The organism is Actinosynnema sp. NPDC002837, assembly GCF_040295345.1.
Taxonomy (GTDB): Bacteria; Actinomycetota; Actinomycetes; order Mycobacteriales; family Pseudonocardiaceae; genus Actinosynnema.
Window position 1 is genome coordinate 133,804 of the sequence record NZ_JBEOVG010000011.1, and the last position, 18,778, is coordinate 152,581.

General features: G+C 71.3%; 18 protein-coding genes. 12 read left to right on the forward strand and 6 right to left on the reverse strand.

All coding sequences use genetic code 11. The features are described from left to right. The first annotated feature begins 95 nt into the window (after positions 1–95). From ABTZ99_RS11175 to ABTZ99_RS11200, 6 genes are all read left to right on the forward strand, one after another. Positions 96–758, forward strand: a complete 663-nt coding sequence (locus tag ABTZ99_RS11175) for a winged helix-turn-helix transcriptional regulator (RefSeq protein ID WP_499610453.1) — start codon at positions 96–98, stop codon at positions 756–758. A gap of 96 nt (positions 759–854) precedes the next feature. After that, positions 855–2,033: an acyl-CoA dehydrogenase family protein gene (locus ABTZ99_RS11180; protein ID WP_499610455.1), complete on the forward strand. Its 1,179-nt coding sequence runs from the start codon at positions 855–857 to the stop codon at positions 2,031–2,033. Positions 2,034–2,068: 35 nt separating this feature from the next. Then, on the forward strand, positions 2,069–3,226 hold the full coding sequence (locus ABTZ99_RS11185; protein WP_499610457.1) for an epoxide hydrolase family protein: 1,158 nt from the start codon (positions 2,069–2,071) through the stop codon (positions 3,224–3,226). Positions 3,227–3,412: 186 nt separating this feature from the next. Then, positions 3,413–3,889: an SgcJ/EcaC family oxidoreductase gene (locus ABTZ99_RS11190; RefSeq protein WP_498778650.1), complete on the forward strand. Its 477-nt coding sequence runs from the start codon at positions 3,413–3,415 to the stop codon at positions 3,887–3,889. A gap of 37 nt (positions 3,890–3,926) precedes the next feature. Further along, on the forward strand, positions 3,927–4,409 hold the full coding sequence (locus tag ABTZ99_RS11195) for an SgcJ/EcaC family oxidoreductase (protein ID WP_498778649.1): 483 nt from the start codon (positions 3,927–3,929) through the stop codon (positions 4,407–4,409). 25 nt (positions 4,410–4,434) lie between these two features. Then, on the forward strand, positions 4,435–4,899 hold the full coding sequence (locus ABTZ99_RS11200) for a peroxiredoxin (protein ID WP_230567897.1): 465 nt from the start codon (positions 4,435–4,437) through the stop codon (positions 4,897–4,899). A gap of 316 nt (positions 4,900–5,215) precedes the next feature. On the opposite strand, the gene ABTZ99_RS11205 is transcribed toward ABTZ99_RS11200, so the two are convergent. Continuing rightward, on the reverse strand, positions 5,216–5,671 hold the full coding sequence (locus ABTZ99_RS11205) for an SgcJ/EcaC family oxidoreductase (RefSeq protein WP_498778648.1): 456 nt from the start codon (positions 5,669–5,671) through the stop codon (positions 5,216–5,218). A 95-nt stretch (positions 5,672–5,766) separates the two neighbouring features. Continuing rightward, positions 5,767–6,948, reverse strand: a complete 1,182-nt coding sequence (locus tag ABTZ99_RS11210; protein WP_499610461.1) for an acyl-CoA dehydrogenase family protein — start codon at positions 6,946–6,948, stop codon at positions 5,767–5,769. Between the two features lie 219 nt (positions 6,949–7,167). Between ABTZ99_RS11210 and ABTZ99_RS11215 the strand changes: the two genes are divergently transcribed. The 4 genes from ABTZ99_RS11215 (at position 7,168) to ABTZ99_RS11230 (ending at position 12,978) form a co-directional block, all read left to right on the forward strand. After that, entirely contained in the window at positions 7,168–8,532 is a 1,365-nt protein-coding gene (locus tag ABTZ99_RS11215) for an FAD-dependent oxidoreductase (RefSeq protein WP_498778646.1), read from the forward strand. Positions 8,533–8,668: 136 nt separating this feature from the next. Further along, on the forward strand, positions 8,669–10,246 hold the full coding sequence (locus ABTZ99_RS11220) for a GMC family oxidoreductase (protein ID WP_498778645.1): 1,578 nt from the start codon (positions 8,669–8,671) through the stop codon (positions 10,244–10,246). 34 nt (positions 10,247–10,280) lie between these two features. After that, a complete protein-coding gene (locus tag ABTZ99_RS11225) occupies positions 10,281–11,660 on the forward strand; it encodes an aminotransferase family protein (RefSeq protein WP_498778644.1) in 1,380 nt (459 codons plus the stop codon). Between the two features lie 139 nt (positions 11,661–11,799). Further along, a complete protein-coding gene (locus ABTZ99_RS11230) occupies positions 11,800–12,978 on the forward strand; it encodes a hypothetical protein (RefSeq protein ID WP_499610464.1) in 1,179 nt (392 codons plus the stop codon). A gap of 84 nt (positions 12,979–13,062) precedes the next feature. On the opposite strand, the gene ABTZ99_RS11235 is transcribed toward ABTZ99_RS11230, so the two are convergent. The 4 genes from ABTZ99_RS11235 to glyA all read right to left on the reverse strand — a co-directional run bounded on the left by ABTZ99_RS11235 (position 13,063) and on the right by glyA (position 17,215). Beyond that, entirely contained in the window at positions 13,063–14,190 is a 1,128-nt protein-coding gene (locus tag ABTZ99_RS11235; protein WP_499610466.1) for an FAD-dependent monooxygenase, read from the reverse strand. Beyond that, positions 14,187–14,708, reverse strand: coding sequence for a TetR/AcrR family transcriptional regulator (locus tag ABTZ99_RS11240; protein ID WP_499610470.1), 522 nt, complete (start codon positions 14,706–14,708; stop codon positions 14,187–14,189). Before ABTZ99_RS11240 ends, ABTZ99_RS11235 begins: the two co-directional genes overlap by 4 nt. A gap of 43 nt (positions 14,709–14,751) precedes the next feature. Then, a complete protein-coding gene (locus tag ABTZ99_RS11245; protein WP_499610473.1) occupies positions 14,752–15,807 on the reverse strand; it encodes a winged helix DNA-binding domain-containing protein in 1,056 nt (351 codons plus the stop codon). An 88-nt stretch (positions 15,808–15,895) separates the two neighbouring features. Continuing rightward, positions 15,896–17,215 (reverse strand): serine hydroxymethyltransferase, encoded by a 1,320-nt coding sequence (gene glyA / locus ABTZ99_RS11250; RefSeq protein WP_499610476.1) that lies wholly within the window; start codon positions 17,213–17,215, stop codon positions 15,896–15,898. Positions 17,216–17,290: 75 nt separating this feature from the next. Here glyA and ABTZ99_RS11255 point away from each other — a divergent pair, with 75 nt between their 5' ends. Further along, positions 17,291–18,133, forward strand: coding sequence for a helix-turn-helix domain-containing protein (locus ABTZ99_RS11255; RefSeq protein WP_498778638.1), 843 nt, complete (start codon positions 17,291–17,293; stop codon positions 18,131–18,133). A gap of 10 nt (positions 18,134–18,143) precedes the next feature. Then, positions 18,144–18,776, forward strand: a complete 633-nt coding sequence (locus ABTZ99_RS11260; protein WP_498778637.1) for an AAA family ATPase — start codon at positions 18,144–18,146, stop codon at positions 18,774–18,776. Positions 18,777–18,778: the final 2 nt, after the last annotated feature.

An 18,778-nucleotide genomic window follows, 5' to 3' on the forward strand; every position in this document is an offset into this window, starting at 1 on the left:
GCCGGCGAGGCGTGGACGGGGACACAGTAGCAGCTACTCCTAAATAAGGAGTAGATACACTCCCTCTCAGGAGTGAACGGGGTACACTCGCCCGTGTGGCAACCAGGCGCAGGTACGGTGACCGGTGTGGTGTCGCGCACGCGTTGGACGTGCTGGGTGAGCGGTGGGCGCTGCTGATCGTCCGTGACCTGCTGCTGGGTCCGAAGCGGTTCACCGACATCCAGACCGGCCTGACCGGCGCGGGACCGAACGTCCTGACGACCCGCCTCAACGCCCTCCTGGCGGCTGGCGTGGTCCGCAAGCGGACGCTGCCCCCGCCGGCGGGCTCGCGGGTCTACGAGCTGACCGAGTGGGGCGCCGAACTGGAGCCCATCGTCATCGCGCTGGGCATGTGGGGCGCGCGGTCGCCCGTGCTGCGGCCCGAGGGCGAACTGCGCGCCGACTCGCTGATGCTGTCGGTGCTCGGCGGGCTCGACCCAACCTCGCTGGGGCCCGACGGCGGCGTCTTCGAGGTCCGCCTGGGCCAGGACACGTTCACCGTCACGGTCCGTGACGCGGTGCGCGTGACCCGCGGCCAGGCGACGGGCCCGCTGGACGCCACCGTGGACACCGACAGCAACACCCTGGGCGCGCTGATGGCCGGCGAGGACGACGCGGCCTCCGCGATCGCCGCCGGGCGGGTGGTCCTGGGCGGTGACGAGGCCGCCGGCCGCGCCCTGCTGACCGCCGTCTCCGGGACCGACGTGTCCGTGGCGTGACCAACGATCCCCGCAATTTGGGAGATGCATTATAGACCCCTTGCGGCACATGCTCCTTGCGTCACCGGCTGGTCGGGCCGAGGCACTCGGGAGGACATGGTGTTGCAGACCAAGACGCCGTCGCGGGTCGAACTCGTCAAGCGGGCGGCCGACGTCGTGCCACTGCTGCGGGAGCGATCGCTGTGGATCGACGAGAACCGTCGGCTGCCCGATGACGTCATCGCCGCCCTGGAGGACTCGGGCCTGCTGAAGATGCAGCTCCCCGTCCAGTACGGCGGCTACGAGAGCGACGCCCGCAGCCTGGTCGACGTCCACGCCGAACTGGCCAAGGGCGACAACTCCGCCGCGTTCTGCGTCTCGGTGTGGGCCCTGCTCAACTGGATGGCCGGCCTGTGGCCCGACTCGGTCCAGGAAGAGGTCTTCGGCGCCAACCCGAACGCCCGGGTGTGCGGCACCCTCGCCCTGGGCGGCACCGCGGCCCGGGTCGACGGCGGCTGGCTGTTCAACGGCAGCTGGCGCTTCAACAGCGCCGTCCTGCACAGCCACTGGAAGATCACCGCCGCCATGTCCGACGACGGCAGCGGCCCGGTCACCGCCCTCATCCCCGTGTCGGACTTCCGCATCGTCGACGACTGGCACACCAACGGCCTGCCGGGCTCGGGCAGCGTCACCACCGTCGCCGAGGACGTGTTCGTGCCCGCCGAACGCGTCATCGCGACCATGGACTTCTTCACCGACCAGTGCAAGTCCGAGACCAACAAGGTGAAGCCCGGCTACCAGGTGCCCATGCTCGTCACCTCCACCGCCGCCACCGCGGGCCAGCTGATCGGCTCGGCCAAGCACGTCCTCGAGACCTTCCTCGAGCGCCTCGACGGCCGCTCGATCACCTACACCGACTACACCAGCCAGCGCGAGGCCCCCGTCACCCACCTCCAGGTCGGCGAGGCGGCACTGCTCATCGAGGAAGCCGAGACCCGGGCGCACCTGTTCGCCGACCTCATCACCGCGAAGATGCGCGCCAACGAGGAGTGGACGCAGGAGGAGCGCGTGCGCTCACGCGTGCAGCTGGGCCGCGTGGCCCAGCTGTGCAAGCAGGCCGTCGACATCATCGCGATGGCCAGCGGCGGCTCGTCGATCTTCCGCGAGGTGCCGATCACGCGCGTCCAGCGCGACGTGCACGCGATCTCCATCCACGCGCTGACCCACCCCGGCACCAACATCGAGCTGTACGGCCGCGTCCTGTGCGGTTTGGAACCCAACACTCCCTACCTGTGATCGACCAGTCGACAACGAACCGCTGTGGAGCAGGTATGAAGCCGTTTCAGATCGACATCCCCCAGAGTGCCCTCGACGACCTGAAGGCCAGGATCGCCAACACCCGGTGGCCGGTCGGGCTGCCCGAGGCGGGCTGGGACCGCGGCGTCCCGGTGGACTACCTCAAGGACCTCGCCGAGTACTGGCTCACCCAGTACGACTGGCGGCGCATCGAGGAGCGCCTGAACTCCACGCCGATGTTCACCACCACCATCGACGGGGCGAACGTCCACTTCCTGCACGTCCGCTCACCCGAGCCCGACGCCGTGCCGATGATCATCACGCACGGCTGGCCCGGCTCGGTCGTGGAGTTCCTCGACGTCCTCGGCCCCCTCACCGACCCCCGCGCGCACGGCGGCGACCCCGCGGACGCCTTCCACCTCGTGATCCCCTCGATGCCCGGCTTCGGCTTCTCCGGACCCGCCGAGGCCGGCTGGAACACCCAGCGCGTCGCCGCCGCGTGGGCGCAGCTGATGAGCGAGCTGGGCTACGACCGCTACATCGCGCAGGGCGCCGACTTCGGTTCCGGTGTCGCCCTGGTCCAGGGCCTGCAGGACTCCGAGCACGTGCTCGGCGTGCACGTGAACACCCTCGTGACCGGTCCGAGCGACGACCCCGCGGACCTGGAAGGCCTGACCGACGAGGACCGCCGCCGCATGGCGCGCTCCCAGCGGTTCGTCGACATCCTGTCCGGGTCGATGAAGCTGCAGGCCACGCGACCCCACACGGTTGCCTACAACATCCACGACTCCGCCGTCGGGCAGCTGGCGTGGATCGTCGAGAAGTACATGGACTGGGCGGACACCACCAACGCCCCCGAGGACGCCGTCGACCGCGACCGCATCCTCGACATCGTCACCATCTACTGGCTCACCGGCACCGGCGGCTCGTCCGCGCAGTTCTACTACGAGAGCTTCGACTTCCTGCCCATCGGGCCCAACGCGGGCCGGTACTTCCCGCTGTCGGTCCCCGTCGGCGTGGCGGTGTTCCCGGAGCCCCCGTTCGTCCCGGTGCGCCGGTTCGCCGAGCGCGAGTTCGCCACGATCGTGCACTGGAACGAATTCGACCGCGGCGGGAACTTCGCCGCGATGGAGGAACCCGACCTGTTCATCGAGGACGTGCGGTCATTCCGCCGCAAGCTGAAGCAAGGTTGAGGTCTGCGCAAGCGTGGAGATGGCAGTCCACAAGGATGCGGAGATGATTGACAGGGCGGCTGCCGAACTGGCACGGACGGTCGTGACCCAGCGGCGTGTCGCTCTTTCCACCCTCGTGGGCGGCAGGTCCCGCCCCAGTTCGGGACCTGTTCCTTCCGCCGTCCACCTAGCAACAAGGAGTCACCGATGACCAGCACGGCATCGAGTGTCGTCGATCGCGAGGCGATGCTGAATTCGTACTACGGTCCGTTCACCAGCGAGAAGGAGAAGGAAGTCCTCGGTGTTCCGCTGCGCCTCGTCGGCGCGTGGGCCAAGAACGACGCCGCGGGCGTGGCGAACACGTTCACCGAGGACGGCATCCTCATCCTGCCGGGCGACGTGCTGAAGAAGGGGCGCGAGGAAATCCGCGCTTTCATGCAGGCGGCCTACTCCGGTCCCTTCAAGGGCACCGGCGTCACCGGCAACCCGGTCGACGTCCGCTTCGTGTCCGACGACGTCGCGCTGCTGCGCACCCACGGCGGCATCCTCGCCCCCGGCGAGACCGAGATCGCGCCCGAGCTCGCGGTGCGGTCGACGTGGGTGTGCGTGAAGCAGGACGGCGAGTGGCGGCTCGCGGGCTACCAGAACAGCCCTCGGGGCGACGGCGCGACCCTGCGCTGGTAACCAGCCGGTAGTCGGAGCGAACCAAGGAGTGCCATAAATGCCCACAGCGACCAAGGGGTGGGGCAACGCCTCACAGTTCCTCGCCGAGGCGGGGATCCGCGAGGACACGTCCTACTACCGGGGCTTCACCGCCGAGGACGAGAAGGCGGTGCTGACCGTGCCGATGCGCATCCAGGAAGCATGGGAGCGCAACGACGCCGACATGTTCGCGGACACGTTCACCGAGAACGGGAGCCTGCTGATGCAGGACACCCAGCTCACCAGTCGTGAGGAGATCCGCCAGTACATGGCGGAGGGCTTCCGCGGCGGTCTCAAGGGAGCCCGGGTCCGCGGCGGCCCACTGGAGATCAAGTTCCTCAGTGACACCGCCGCGATGGTGATCAGCGAGGGCGGCATCCAGCTCGCCGGCGAATCGACGACCTCACCGGAGCGCGCCGTGCGCGTCACCTGGGTGATCGTCAAGCAGGCCGACGGCGGCCTGAAGCTGTTCTCCCACCAGAGCAGCCCCCTCAAGGGCTGAGGACCCGCACGACGAGAGGTGAGCCATGGCGGTCGAGGTCGGTTCGCCGGCGCCGGATTTCACCCTGAGCGATCACAACCGCGAGGTGGTGACGGCGTCGTCGCTGTGGCGGGAGAAGAACGTGCTCCTGGTCTTCTACCCGTTCGCGTTCAGCACGATCTGCCAGGACGAGATGTGCCGGGTCAGGGATGACATCGGCGAGTACGCCAACAACGACGTGCAGGTCATCGGTGTTTCCACCGACACACCGTTCGCGTTGAAGGCGTGGGCCGAGCAGCAGGGTTACGACTTCCCCCTGCTGTCGGACTTCTGGCCACACGGCGAGGTCGCCAGGAAGTACGGCGTCCTCATCGAAGAAGCCGGCATCGCGATGCGCGGCACGTTCCTGGTGGACACATCGGGTGTCGTGCGCTTCGCGGAGATCAACGGTCCCCGCGAGGTGCGCGACCAGGCCAAGTGGAAGAAGGCGGTGGCGGAATTGACCGCCTGATCCCACGCCCGGAACGCCCGACGCGTCGCCGGCCACCCGAAGGTGGTCGGCGACGCGTTTTGCGTGCCGCGCAACGGCCGGGATGCGCGGACTCCCGAACCCCTTGGCCCCTCGGACTCCCGAACCGCTGAGGCCGCCCGGACTCCCGAGCTCCCCGGGGCGGTCAGCGAACCGCACCGTCCCGCTGCAAGCGGAAACCGCGCCGCCGGACGGGCGAACTGCACCGGCCTCGCAACCCGCGAAACCCAACCACCCCCGGAAAAGCGAAACCGCGCCGCCCCCACCACGGGGGACAGCGCGGTCGCAGTCGCCGGTATCAGCCCTTCATCGGGCTGGTCTGCTGGTTGAGCAGCTTCCACTCGTCGTCCCGGCGCACCGCCACGTACGTGGAGCGCATGACCCGCTCCGGCGGGACCTCGGTCTCACCGGGCAGCAGCACGCCGCCCTCCAGGATCGCCAACGCGACACCGGGCGCGATGATGCGCACCTCGACCGGCTGCTCGACCAGCGTGCTGCCCTTGTAGCCGCCGGCGAACACCTCCTCCAGGTACGCGGCGATGTCCTTGGGACCCGCCAGCGCCAGGTCGCCGATGATCATCACGCCGTCCTCGGCGAAGACGCCGGCGACCGCCGCGGGGTCGTTGGAGTCCCACGCGCCCCGGAAGCGGAGCGCCACCGTCAGCGCCGTCCCCTCCTCTCCGAGCGTGTAGTCGCCGTAGTTGGTCGCCCACTGCTTGGCCTGGGCGACCAGTAACGATGCCTTCTCCGTCATTGCTGTGCCTTTCTGTGTAGAGGTGGGGACTGGTCAGGCGACCTGACGGACGCGAGGCGGGGACACCCGGCCGAACATCGGCACACCCCGGCGGATCAGACGTACAGGGTGTTGGGCTCGAGGCCGCTGAGGATCCGGCCGTACAGCTCGTAGGCGGTCGGCGGGTAGACCAGGGCGTGCAGGCCCACCGCGTGGATGTCGCGCGCGATCTTCTGCACCGGGACGTCGTCGTAGATCGACGAGCCGCCACCCGCGCGCGACAGCACGTCGACCGCTTCGGTGGTGAGCTCGCACGCCGCGCTGACGTCCACACGGCACTGCGCGCGCTCCTCCATCGTCCACGGCTCGCCACTGGCGCCCTTGGAATCGACGAGGTCGGCCACCCGCCGGGCGTGGAACTCCGCCTGGTCCGTCTTCAGCACGGCCTTCGCCAGCTGGAGGTGGGTGATCGGGGCCTCTCGCATGCTCTCGTAGCTCGAATAAGTGATGCGGCGGCCGGGCAGGCGGTCCAGGAACACCTCGATGGCCGCACGTGCCAGACCGATCAGGACACCCACCGTCGACGCGGCCGCCACCGCGTTCAGGGGGGCCTTCCACACCGGCGACGAGGCGTTGGCCGCGGAAGCGTGCTGCAACGTCATGGCCGCCGACAGGGGGAGCACCCGATCGGCGGGCACGAAGACGTCGTCGACCACGGTCGAGACGCTGCCGGTACCGCGAAGTCCCGAAGTCTTCCAGTCGTCGACGATCCGCACGTCCTGGATCGGGACCAGCGCCAGCATCGGCTGCATGCCGCCGTCCGGCGTCGGCGCGAGCGCGATCAGCTCCTGCCAGTGGCTGTGCAGCGCCCCGCTGATGAAGTTCCACTCACCGCTGACCCGGTAGCCGCCGTCAACCGGGGTCAGCATGCCGCTCGGACTGAGAGTCCCGCACACCCGTACGTGCTCGGTGGCGAACACCTCGTCCTGGACGTGGTCGGGGAAAAGACCGACCATCCAGATGGGAATCCACCACACCTGGGCGTTCCAAGCCACCGCGGCGTCCCCGCGGGCGAGTTCGGTGGAGACGGCGACCAGCGTCCGCGCGGGCGACTCGTACCCGCCGAGGCGAGCCGGCCTGCGCAGCTTGAAGAACTCCGCCTCCTCGAGACCCGCGATGACGTCGTCGTGCAGCCTGCGGTTTTCCTCTGACCACCGGGAATGCTTGCGCAGCAAGGGAACGAGGTCGGTGGCGCGTTGGACGAGCTCGGTATGGGTAGGTGTTTTCACGAGGGTCACCTTGTCCTCCTCGATAAGACCCGCACAGGCGCATCGTGAGTCCGCCATCGACGGACAGGCGACGGTCGACGACCATCCTGGCCGCGGGCCCGCGCGTGCGGCATCTCTCGGATTGCCCTCTTCCGGAGGCCGGCCTCCGCAACGTCGAAGATGCGCAGGTCACGCCGCCGCTGTGAGCATGTTCTCGTCCCGCCCCGCCTGACGAGGAGCGATGTCCAGATGGGCAACTACATGGGTGGTCGCGCGGTCGTGTTGGGCGGAAGCATCGCGGGCATGCTCGCCGCGAGGGTCCTGTCCGACGCCTACGAGAGCGTCGTGATCGTCGACCGCGACGAGCTGTCCGACGTGCGGGACCCACGGCGCGGCGTGCCGCAGGGACGTCACGCTCACGGCCTCCTCGCCCGGGGCCAGGAGATCCTGGAGGAGCTGTTCCCCGGCTTCCTCGCCGGCCTCGTCGACGCCGGCATCCCCGTCGGCGACCTCTGCGGCGACGTCCGGTGGTCCTTCAACGGCTACCGCATCAAAGCCGCGCCGACCGGCCTGCGGCTCGTCGGCATCGCCCGCCCGGTGCTCGAGCACCACGTGCGGCAACGCGTCCAGGCCATCCCGGGCGTCTCCTTCCGCGAAGGGCACGACGTCGTCGGGCTGGTCGCCCACGGCGGCGCGGTCCGCGGTGCCCGCGTGCAGAGCCGCCAACCCGGCGCCGAGCCCGAGGTGATCGACGCCGACCTCGTCGTCGACGCGACCGGCCGCGGCTCGCGCGCACCCGCGTGGCTGGAGTCGATGGGCTACCCGCGGGTCCCGGAAGAGCGCGTGAAGGTCGGCCTGGCCTACACCAGCCGCAAGTACCGCTGGCACACCGACCCGCTGCGCGGCGACATGTCCATCAACCCCGTGGCCACCCCGCGGCACCCGCGCGGCGCCTTCCTGCACACCCTCGGCGGCGACATCGGCCTGCTGTCGCTGACCGGCACCCTCGGCGACCACCCGCCGACCGATCCGGCCGGGATGCTCGCCTTCGCGAAGTCCCTGCCGGTGCCCGACATCCACGACGCGATCCGGGACGCCGAACCCCTCAGCGACCCGGTGATGTTCCAGTTCCCGGCCAGCCAGCGCCGCCGCTACGAGCGGATGGAGAGCTTCCCCGAGGGCTTCCTCGTCCTCGGCGACGCGGTGTGCTCGTTCAACCCGGTCTACGGGCAGGGCATGGCGGTGGCCGCGCTCCAGGCGTTGGTCCTCGCCGAACACCTGTCGACCGGTCGGGCGCCGAACCCGCTGGAGTACTTCGGCGACATCGAGTCCGTCGTCGACGTGCCGTGGGAGATCGCCGCCGGCGGCGACCTCGCGTTCCCCGGCGTGGCGGGCAAGCGCACGCTGAAGGTCCGGATGAGCAACGCCTTCATGGCCCGCCTCCAGGTGGCCGCGACGCACGACGCCGGCCTCTCGGAGGCGTTCCTGCGCGTCGCGGGTCTGGTCGACCCACCGCAGGCGTTGATGAAACCCGCGATGGTGCTGCGGGTGCTGCGCACCCCCCGCACCCCCGCACCCGACTCCGCTCCCTCTTCCCTGGAGCGGTTGCGCTAGGGGCGTCACCGCCGCAAGCAGGTACGTCCACATCGGCCGTTCCGACGTGAGTCCGGCCGAGCTCTTGAGGTTCACCGCGCCTGGACGACCCTCGCACACCCCAAAGCCGCCGCACGGCGGATGTCTGGAGGACCGGATGTACGATTATGTGATTGTCGGAGCGGGTTCGGCGGGCTGCGTGCTCGCCTCCCGGCTGTCCGAAGACCCCGATGTCACCGTCTGCCTGATCGAGGCCGGTCCCACGGACGACCTGGAGACCATCCACGTCCCGGTGGCCTTCGGCGACCTGTTCCGGACCTCAGTGGACTGGGACTACGACTCGCACGAGGAGCCCCAGCTCAACCGGCGGCGGATCTTCCTGCCCCGCGGCAAGGTCCTGGGCGGCACCAGCTCGATCAACGCGATGCTGTACCTGCGCGGCAACAAGCTCGACTACGACGGCTGGGGCCAGCCCGGCTGGAGCTACGACGAACTGCTGCCGTACTTCAAGCGCTCCGAGGACAACGAGCGCGGCGCGTCGTACTACCACGGCGCCGGCGGCCCGATGAGCGTGTCGGACGGGCGCAGCAAGAACACCCAGTCCGAGGCGTTCCTGGAGTCCGCGGCCCAGGCCGGGTTCGCCTCGAACGACGACTTCAACGGCGAGTCGCAGGACGGCTTCGGCTACTTCCAGCTCACCCAGCGCAACGGCCGCCGGTGCTCGACCGCGGTCGCCTACCTGCACCCGGCCATGAACCGGCCGAACCTGACCGTGCAGACGAACTTCCAGGTGCACCGCATCGTCATCGAGAACGGCCGCGCGGTGGGCGTCGCCGGCCGCCGGTTCGACGAGAACCTCACCGTCCGCGCCAACCGCGAGGTCATCCTCTCGGCCGGCACGTACAACTCGCCGTTCCTGCTCATGCACTCCGGCATCGGGCCCGCGGACCACCTCGGCCTGCTCGGCATCCCGGTCGTGCACGCCAACGACGAGGTCGGGGCCAACCTCCAGGACCACCCGCTGGTGCCGCTGATCTTCGCCCACGACGAGCCGGTCAGCACCCTGATCGCCGAGGAGCCGCAGTACCGCAAGCAGTTCGAGGAGGAGGGCACCGGGCCCATGACCTCCAACGGCCCCGAAGCGGGCGGCTACGTGCGCACCCGCTCCGGCCTGGCCGCGCCGGACGCGGTGTTCTTCTCCGGTCCCATGATGTTCGCCGACAGCGGCCTCGGCCTGCCCACCGGCCACGCCATCACCTACGGGCCGGTGCTGCTGACGCAACAGGCCCGGGGCGCCGTGACGCTGGACTCCAGCAACCCCACCACGAAGCCCAAGATCCAGCACAACTACTACCAGACCGAGGACGACCTGGTCACGGCCGTGGCGGCGACGAAGATCGGCATGGAGATCGCGCGGCAGAAGGCCCTGGCCCGGTTCACCAAGGACTGGTACTCCGCCCCGGAGTCGGACTCCGACGCCGACGTGCGCGCGTACGTCCGCGGCTACACCCACTCCATCTTCCACGGCTCCGGCACCTGCGCGATCGGCAAGGTCGTCGACGCGGAGCTGAAGGTGATCGGCGTCGAGGGCCTGCGCGTGGCGGACGTGTCGGTCATGCCGACGGTCGGCCGCGGCGCCCCCAACGCGTCGGCCATCGCGATCGGCGAGAAGGCGGCGGACCTCGTGCTGGGCAAGGCGCCGCTGACCGAGGGCCAGGCATTCGCCACGGCGTGAGACGGCACCCGCCGACCGTAGTTGAGGAGGAGTCTTGACCATAACCCCTGAGGTCCCGGCGTTATCCGACGTGGCGACCGAACTGGAAGACCTCGACCGCAGGCACCTGTTCCGCTCCATGCAGCGCGGCGACATCACCGACCGGGTGGTGATCGTCCGCGGCCAGGGCTGCACCGTGTGGGACGCCAAGGGCAACGAGATGCTGGACGCCGCCGGTGGCGGCGTGTGGCACTCGCACCTCGGCCACGGACGCCGTGAGCTCGGTGAGATCGCCGCCCAGCAGATGGGCGAGATCGAGTACTTCACCAGTCTACTGGAATTCACCAACGACAAGGCGATCAAGCTCGCGACCCGCATCGCGAACCTGGCGCCCGAGGGCCTCAACCGCGTGTTCTTCACCAGCGGCGGTTCGGAGGCGGTGGAGACGGCGATCAAGGCCGCACGGCTCTACCACCACCGGCGAGGCGACACGGACCGCACGTGGATCATCTCGCGGAACTACTCGTTCCACGGGACCGCGTACGGCAGCGGCACCGCCACCGGTTTCCCGCCCGTGCACCTGGGGGTCGGGCCGAACCTGCCGCACGTCGAACGGGTGTCGCCGCCCTACCCCTACCGGGCGGCGGACCTCTACGGCGGCCGGGACACCACCGACTTCCTGATCGACGAGCTGGAGCAGACGATCCAGCGCCTCGGTCCGGGCAACGTGGCCGCGATGATCGGCGAGCCGGTGATGGCGGCCGGCGGCGTGCTCGAACCGCCCGCCGACTACTGGCCGCGGGTGCGGGAACTGCTGACGCGGCACGGCATCCTGCTGATCGCCGACGAGGTGGTCACCGGGTACGGCCGCCTCGGCTCGTGGTTCGACTCGCCGGGGCGGGGGATGCAGGCCGACATGATCACGTTGGCCAAGGGCATCGCCGGCGGGTACGTGCCGCTGGGTGCGACGGTCATGTCGGACGAGGTGTCGGAGACGCTGCTGAGCACCGGCGGCTTCTTCCACGGCTACACCTACCAGGGCCACCCGGTGGCCTGCGCGGTGGGTCTGGCGACGATCGACATCATCGAGCGCGAGGACCTGCTGTCGAAGGCGGGCTTGATCGCCGGCTGGGCCCGCGCCGGCCTGGCTCCCGCGGTCGACCTGCCCGCGGTCGGCGACCTGCGCATCGTGGGTTCGCTGGCGGGCATGGAGCTCGTGGCCGACCGGACCACCCGCGAGCCGATGGCGTGGGGACCGGTCGAGCAGGTGGCCTTCGAGATCCGCAAGCGGCACGGCGTCATCGCCCGTCCTTACGGCTCGATGCTGGTCATGGCGCCGCCGCTGGTGATCAGCGAGGACGAGATGGCCCGCGCCACCTCCGCCGTGGTCGACGTGCTGACCCACCTCCGCCCGGACGGCACCATCGCCGAGTGACCGGAGCGCACGGGCGGCACCTGTCCGGAATCCTGGCTTCCGATAAGGTTCACTTATCGGAAGCCAGGATTTTTCCGTTGATAGCGTTGCGTTGTGGCCTATAACGTTTGTCCCAACGAAATAGTGCTACGATATTGCCGTGACGACGACGGATACCTCCGCGCTGACCTGCAACTACCCCGGCTGCACGCGACCGGTGTTCCGGGGCAGCGGGCCTGGCCGGCCCGCCGAGTACTGCGACCTGCCGGAACACACCCGGTGGCGGGCGTGGCGGGAACGGCAGCGGCTCGCACAGGCGGCGGAGGGCGAGCAGGAGATCGTCACCGTGACGAAAGGCCCGCAGGGGATCACTGCGGGCAAGATCAGGGCCGAGGAACTGCTGGAGCGGTTCCGGGTGTTGACCGAGCAGCTGTCGACGACGTTGACCGGGGCCGTGGCGGAGCTGTCCGCGATCGCCGACCCGAGCGTGGCCGAGAGCCAGGTGCAGGCGGTCGAGGCCGAGGCCGCACGGCGGGTCGCCGAGGCGGAGGCCGCCGTCGCGAAGGCGGAACGACGGCGGCGTGACGCCGAACAGGCCCGCCAGGCCGCCGAAGCGACCACCGAGGACGCGGTGCGCGCCGCCGAACAGGCCGAACAGGACGCCGAAGCCGCCTACGCGCAACGTGACGCCGCACGTGCCGAAGCCGACGCCGCCGTCCAGCGGGCCGAGGACGAGATCGCCACCATCCGGGTGGAAGCCGCGGCAGCCGTGGACGAGATCCGGCGGGACGCCCAGGCGCAGGTCGACCAGGCGAAGGCCGACGCGGTCACCCACGCCGAACAGGCACGGCGGCAGGCGGTGCGGGAAGTCGACCAGGTCCGCGCCGACGCCCAAGCCCAGATCGACCAGGCCCGGCACGACGCGCAGGCCCAAGTCGACCGCATCGAGGCCGAAGCCCGAACCCGGGTCGAGCAGGCACGAGCGGACGCGCGGAGCCGCGTCGACCAAGCCGTCGCCGAGGCCAAGGCGAGCGTCGAGCAGGCCCAGGCCGCCGCACGCGCCGAAGCCGCCGCCGCGCACGAGGCCCGGATCAAAGCCGAACGCGCCGAGCAGTCCGCCCACGACGCCCGCGCCGAACTCGACCGCGCCCGAGCCGAGCTGACCGACCAGCGCGACACCCACCGCGCCCAACTCGACCAAGCCGAACGCGCCGCCCGCGAACGCCTCGCCGCCCTGGAAGAAGCCCGCGCCCAGACGCTCGTCCGGGCCGAACGCGCGGAAACCCAACTCGACCGCCTGCAAGCCGAACTGGACGCGCTGCGCGCGGAACGACCCTGAGGCGGGTCAGCGGAGGACGGCCCAGGCGCGGGTGGTCGGATCCACGATCACCGGCGGTGTCGCGTGTTGTCCCGGCCTTCCGGCTCAGCCGAGGGTGACCGGTTTGCCCACCAGGGTCGTCGCCACCACCCGGTCGACACCCGGTAGGCCGGACAGCCTCATCGCCACCCGCCGGGCGTGCAGCCGCCACGGCGACGAGGGCAGGAACCACCGCGCGCCCGACCGCGCCACCTGCTGCTTCGCCTCCACGACCGGCCGCCACGCGCGTTCGTACGCGGCGAGGTCGTCCAGGTGCCCGGACAGCACGTACGCGCCGCCGATGCCGAGCGACGCGCCCTGCCCGGCCAATAACGACACCGCGCCGCACGCGTCACCGACCAGCACCACGCGCCCGGACGACCACCTCGGCAGCTCCACCTGGGCGACCTGGTCGTAGTAGACGTCCTCGGGGCACCGGTCCAGCGCCCGCGGCACGACCCACCCCAGCGACCCGTACACCCGGACGACCTCCGCCCGCGGGTCGGCGGGCAGGTCCGGTGACGGCGTCCGGTGCACGGTGAACGCCGCCACCCGGCCGTCGCGCAACCCGTAGCACCCGACCTGGCGGCCGACGGTGTCGGTGACGCAGAACCGCCCGGCCACCAGGTCGTGCACCGAGGGGTCGTCGAACGTGAACGCGGCCGTGTGGAACCCCAGGTACCGCACGTGCCCGTCGCCGAACACCAGCCGCCGCACCGCGGAGTGCACGCCGTCCGCGCCGACGAGCAGGTCGCCGGATACCGTGGACCCGTCGGCCAGCCGCACGTCCACCCCGGTCGGGCCGTCCTCGACGCCGACCACGCGGGCGCCGAACCGCAGCGCCACCCCGGTGGGCAGGTCCTCGCGGAACGCGCGCTCGAGGTCCGGCCGCATGATGCTCACCAGCCGTCCGTTCACCGCCCGTGCCATCCGGTCGAACCGCAGCCCCGCCACGCGCCGCCCCCGCGCGTCGACGTACGCGGCCTCCTCCACCCGGTAGCCCAGGCCGAGCAGGCGTGGCAGCACGCCCATCCGCTCGGCCGCGTCGTAGCCCGGCCCGAAGAAGTCGATCATGTACCCGGACGTGCGGGGTCCGGGCGCCTGCTCCAGCACGACGACCTCGTGCCCGAGCGTCCCCAGCCGGTGCGCGAGCGCCAGTCCGGCGATCCCCGCGCCGCTGATCACGACCTTCATCGCAGCACCTTCCCGAGCACGGGCACGACGACGTCCGCGGACAGGTCCGGTGACAGGGCGCGGTGCAGCAGCACGCCGTCCACGGCCGCCGCGAGCACCGCGGCCGTCGCCGCCGGGGTCGGCACGTCCCGCGACTCCAGCCACGCGGCGAGCGTGCGGCGGAACTCCACCAGCACCTCGCCGACGGCGTGGCGCAGTTCGTCGTTGCGGGTGGCGGCGAGGAACGTCTCGGTGAACAGCTCCTGCCCGCCGTGCCCGTCCAACGTGCCCAGCAGCAGCGCCAACGCCTCCGAAGGCGTCGAAGCGCGCTCCAGCACCGGTGCGAGGCCGTCCACCGCGGACCGCAGCGCGCCGACGGCGGCCTGCACCAGCACCGCCTGCGTGGAGTCGAAGTGGTAGTGCACGACGCCGGATCCGACGCCGGCGCGTTCGGCGAGCATCCGGGTGCTCACCGCACCCCAGCCCTTCTCGGCGATGAGTTCCGCGGCCGCGTGCAGCAGCCTTTCCCGAACCGTCATTGGACGATCGTACTGGACGATCGTACTGGACGATCGTCCAAATCTAGAGTCGGACGTCGCCGGCCACGCCCGCGAACCGCAGCAACCGGGCGCCCTCGGCCTCCACGTCGGCCCGCTGCTCACGGGTCAGCGGCCGGAACACCTCGATGTCGAGCCCGTCGCCCGCCACCTTCCAGGTGCCGTGCACGAAGCCGTCCACCAGCAGCGTCGGCTTCCCGCCGATGACGATCCCGCGCCGGTAGTCCTCGTCGGAGATGACCCGGGTGCGGTCGTCGTGGCCGAGCAGCACGTTGTCGAACTCGGGCAGGAACCGCGCCGGCGCGGGCGTGTCGGGGTCGGGCAGCGGCGCGTCCGGCACGTCGTAGAGCGTGCGGCCGCGTTCGTCGGTGAAGACCCGCAGGTCCATCGCCTCGATCACGGGCTTGAGGCGGCTCATGCCCGCCCAGGTCTGCACGTCCTTGACCGAGGCCGGGCCGAACGCGGCCAGGTAGCGGCGCACGAACTCCTCGATCGGCGCGGCGGGGCCGGCGGGTCCGAGCCACCGGGCCGCGGTCGTCCACTTCGCCGCCCCGGACCGGCCCCAGACCGCTCGCGGGGTCGCCTGCACGGTCGGCACCAGGAAGCTGCCCGCGTAGCCGAGCGCGTTGGTGTCTCGGTCGGGCCACCGCGCGCCGAGCAGGTCGCCGATCTCGCGCCGGGTGCGCGGCTCGTCGAGCAGCGCGGTGACGGCGTCGGCGAACTCCTCCGCGTCGAGCCCGTCGAGCACGAACCCGAACGGCGAGGAGGCGAACCGGCGGTGCAGGAACGGTCGCAGCAGCGGTTCGATCCGGCCGTGGTCGGCGGCGGTGACCAGGTGGATCGTGGCGCGGTGCAGCGACGCCCGGACCACGCGCCGGTCCAGCAGCAGCGAGCCCAGTTCGTCGGCCTGGAACGACCGGATGCGCGACCACAGGCCGTAGTAGGGCGAGAACGGCTCCTGCGCCTGCAGGCCGACCAGGTGCTCGACCACCTCGCAGGCGGTCCGGTCGACCCGGTGCAGCAGGTGCTGGCGGTGCAGGGTCGCCCGGTTCAACGCCCGGGTCGTCAGCGTTTCGGTCACGACGCCACCGTAAGCCGTATCGAGGACAGCTTCCGTCCTCGATACGGCGGACGTCCATGTCCTCGCCGGGACGTCGGGCGACCCGGGCCTAGGGAGCGGTGGCGTTGACCTCCCGGCGGAGGGCGACGGCGTCGGCGCGGACGCGTTCGGGTGCTTCGCGGTCGATCAGGGCGCGGCGCATCAGGGCGGCGATGGCGGGCTGGTGCGCGGGGGTGAAGCCGCGGCGGGTGATCTCCTGGGTGCCGATGCGCAGGCCGCGCAGCCCTTCGTCGATGCGCTGCCACGGCAGGCTGATGCCGCTGAGGTAGACGCCGGCCTCGCCGAGCAGCACGGCCGCCGCGTCGCCGCCGCCGAGGGTGAGGGCGTCGATGGCGAGGTGGTGGGAGCGGGTGTGGACGCCGTCGTGGCGGGCGACGTCGAAGCCGTTGTCGGCCAGCGCCGCGCCGAGCGCCCGGGCGTTGGCGATGCACGCGCGCGCGTAGTCGGGGCCGTGCTCGGCCAGTTCGGCGGCGGTGACGGCGAGCGCGCCGAGGCGTCCGGCGTCGTAGTTGGCGAGCATGCCGGGGTAGGCGACGTTCGAGACGCGTTCGGCCAGCTCGGGGTCGCGGGTGACGACGCAGCCGCCGGACGGTCCGCCGAACGACTTGTAGGTGGAGAACGTCATCAGGTGCGCGCCCTCGTGCAGGGGCCGCTGGAACTCCTTGCCGGCGACGAGCCCGGCCATGTGGGAGGCGTCGTAGACGAGGATCGCGCCGACCTCGTCGGCCGCCGCGCGCACGGCGGCGACGTCGTGCGGGAACAGCATCAGGCTCGCGCCGATCACCACGATCCGCGGCCGGTGCACCCGGAGGAACCCGGGCAGCGTGCCGTAGTCGAGGTCGAGCTCGTCGGGCAGGTACGGCAGGTCGACGACGGTGAGGCCGCGGATGGCGGGCACGCCCTGCGCGTGGTGGCTGGCGTGGCCGCCGGCGAACTCGGGCAGCACCGCGATCTTGTCGCCGGCGCGGGCGAACGCGGTGTAGACGGCGAGGTTGGCCAGGGTGGCGCTCTGCAGCCGGACCTCGGCGAACCGGCCTTCCATGAGGGAGGCGACGAGCATCGGCGCGAGGACTTCGAGGGTGTCCAGGTGGTCGAGGCCGACCTGGTACTTCTCGCCGGGCCAGCCCATGCTCGGCCGGCTGGACACGGTGGCCCGCACGGCCGCCGCGGCGGTGGGGCTGAGCACGTTGGTGCCCGCGTAGAGCACGATCCCGTCGTCGTCGACCTGGGTGGCGTGCGCTTCGAGGGCCTTGCGGACGGTGCCCGCGACGCCGGCGGCGGTCAGGTCGGTGGAGACGGCGGCCTCGACCTCGGCGAGCCTGCGTTGCGCCTGCGGTGAGGCCCAGGGTGCGATCCTGCTGTTCGTCACGGTCGATCACGCTAGGGCGTGGGTGTCGGGTGGGGCGACCGTCCGGGGACTGGAGTTGTTCCTACAGTTGTCGGAATGCAGGAGCTGCTGGACGAGCTGTCCCGGGTGCTGGGACGCGGGGTGTCGGTGGACGACGTGGCGGGCCGGGTGGTCGCGCACAGCGCCCAGACCGACGACGTGGACCAGGCGCGGGTGCGGGCGATCCTGGCGCGGCGGGTGCCGGCGGACGTCGCCGCGTGGCAGGAGCAGCACGGCGTGGCGACCGCGACGGGGCCGGTGCGGGTGCCGGCGAACGCGGCGTTGGGCTTCCAGCAGCGGGTGGGTTTCCCGTTGCGGCACAACGGGGTGCTGGTCGGCTACCTGTGGGTGCTCGGCGACGTGCCGGAGCTGGACCTGGGTGGGCGGTTGGCGGCGTTGGCGGCGCAGGTGCCGGCCGGTGAGCGGGCGCCGGTGCGGGTGGTGGTGGCGTTGGAGCCGCGGGTGGTGCGCACGGTGCCGGCCGCGGAGGCCGTGCCGGAGCTGCCGGGGCACGTGGGGGTGAGCGACCCGCACCCGCCCGACCGGACCGCCGCGGCCTACCAGCAGGCGTTGGCGGCGGCGGAGCTGGCGCGGCTGGACCCGGCGTTGCCGGATCGGGTGCGGTGGTCCGAACTCGGCGCGTACCGGCTGCTGCTGGGCGCGTCGCCGGACGAGGTGGTGGCGGGGTTGTCGGAGGTGCTGCTGCGGACGCTGGAGGTGTACCTGGACTGCGGGTGCGAGGTGCGTGCGGCGGCGGAACGCCTGCACCTGCACCGCACCAGCCTGTACTACCGGTTGGGGCGGATCGCCGAGCTGACCGGCCGCGACCTGGCCGACGGCGGCGCCCGGCTGGAGCTGCACCTGGCGCTCAAGCTCGTCCGGTTGGCGCGGCGTCCGTAAGGTCGGTGTCGTGCTCCTGTGGATCAACGGCCCGTTCGGCGGCGGCAAGACCCAGACCGCGCACGAGCTCCGGCGGCGGCTGCCGGGCAGCTTCCTGAGCGACCCGGAGCACGTCGGGTTCGCCCTGCACCGGATGACGCCGCCCGCGTTGCGCGGCGACTTCCAGGACTTGGCGTCGTGGCGGCGGGGCGTGGTCGAGGTGCTGGACCGGGCGGCGACCGGGCACGACGGGGTGATCGTGGTGCCGATGACGGTGGTGGAGCCCGAGTACTTCCGGGAGATCGTCGGCGGGCTGCGCGACCGGGGGCACGACGTGCGGCACTTCGCGTTGCTGGCCGAGCGGGAGACGGTGGTGCGGCGGCTGCGGGAACGCGTTCTCGGGCACGCGGCGCAGGTCGTGCTGGGCAAGGACGTGCCGCTGCGGCGGGAGAGCTTCGCGCTGCGGGTGCTGGACCGCTGCCTGGAACGGCTGCGGGAGCCGGAGTTCGCCGAGCACGTGTGGACCGATCACCTCACGGTGGCGCAGGTGGCCGACCGGGTCGCCGCGTCGGCCGGGCTCACGTTGGCGCCGAACACCGACGGCAGGCTGCGCGGCCGGGTGCGGCGGACGTGGACTTCGGTGAAGCACATCCGCTTCGACTAGCG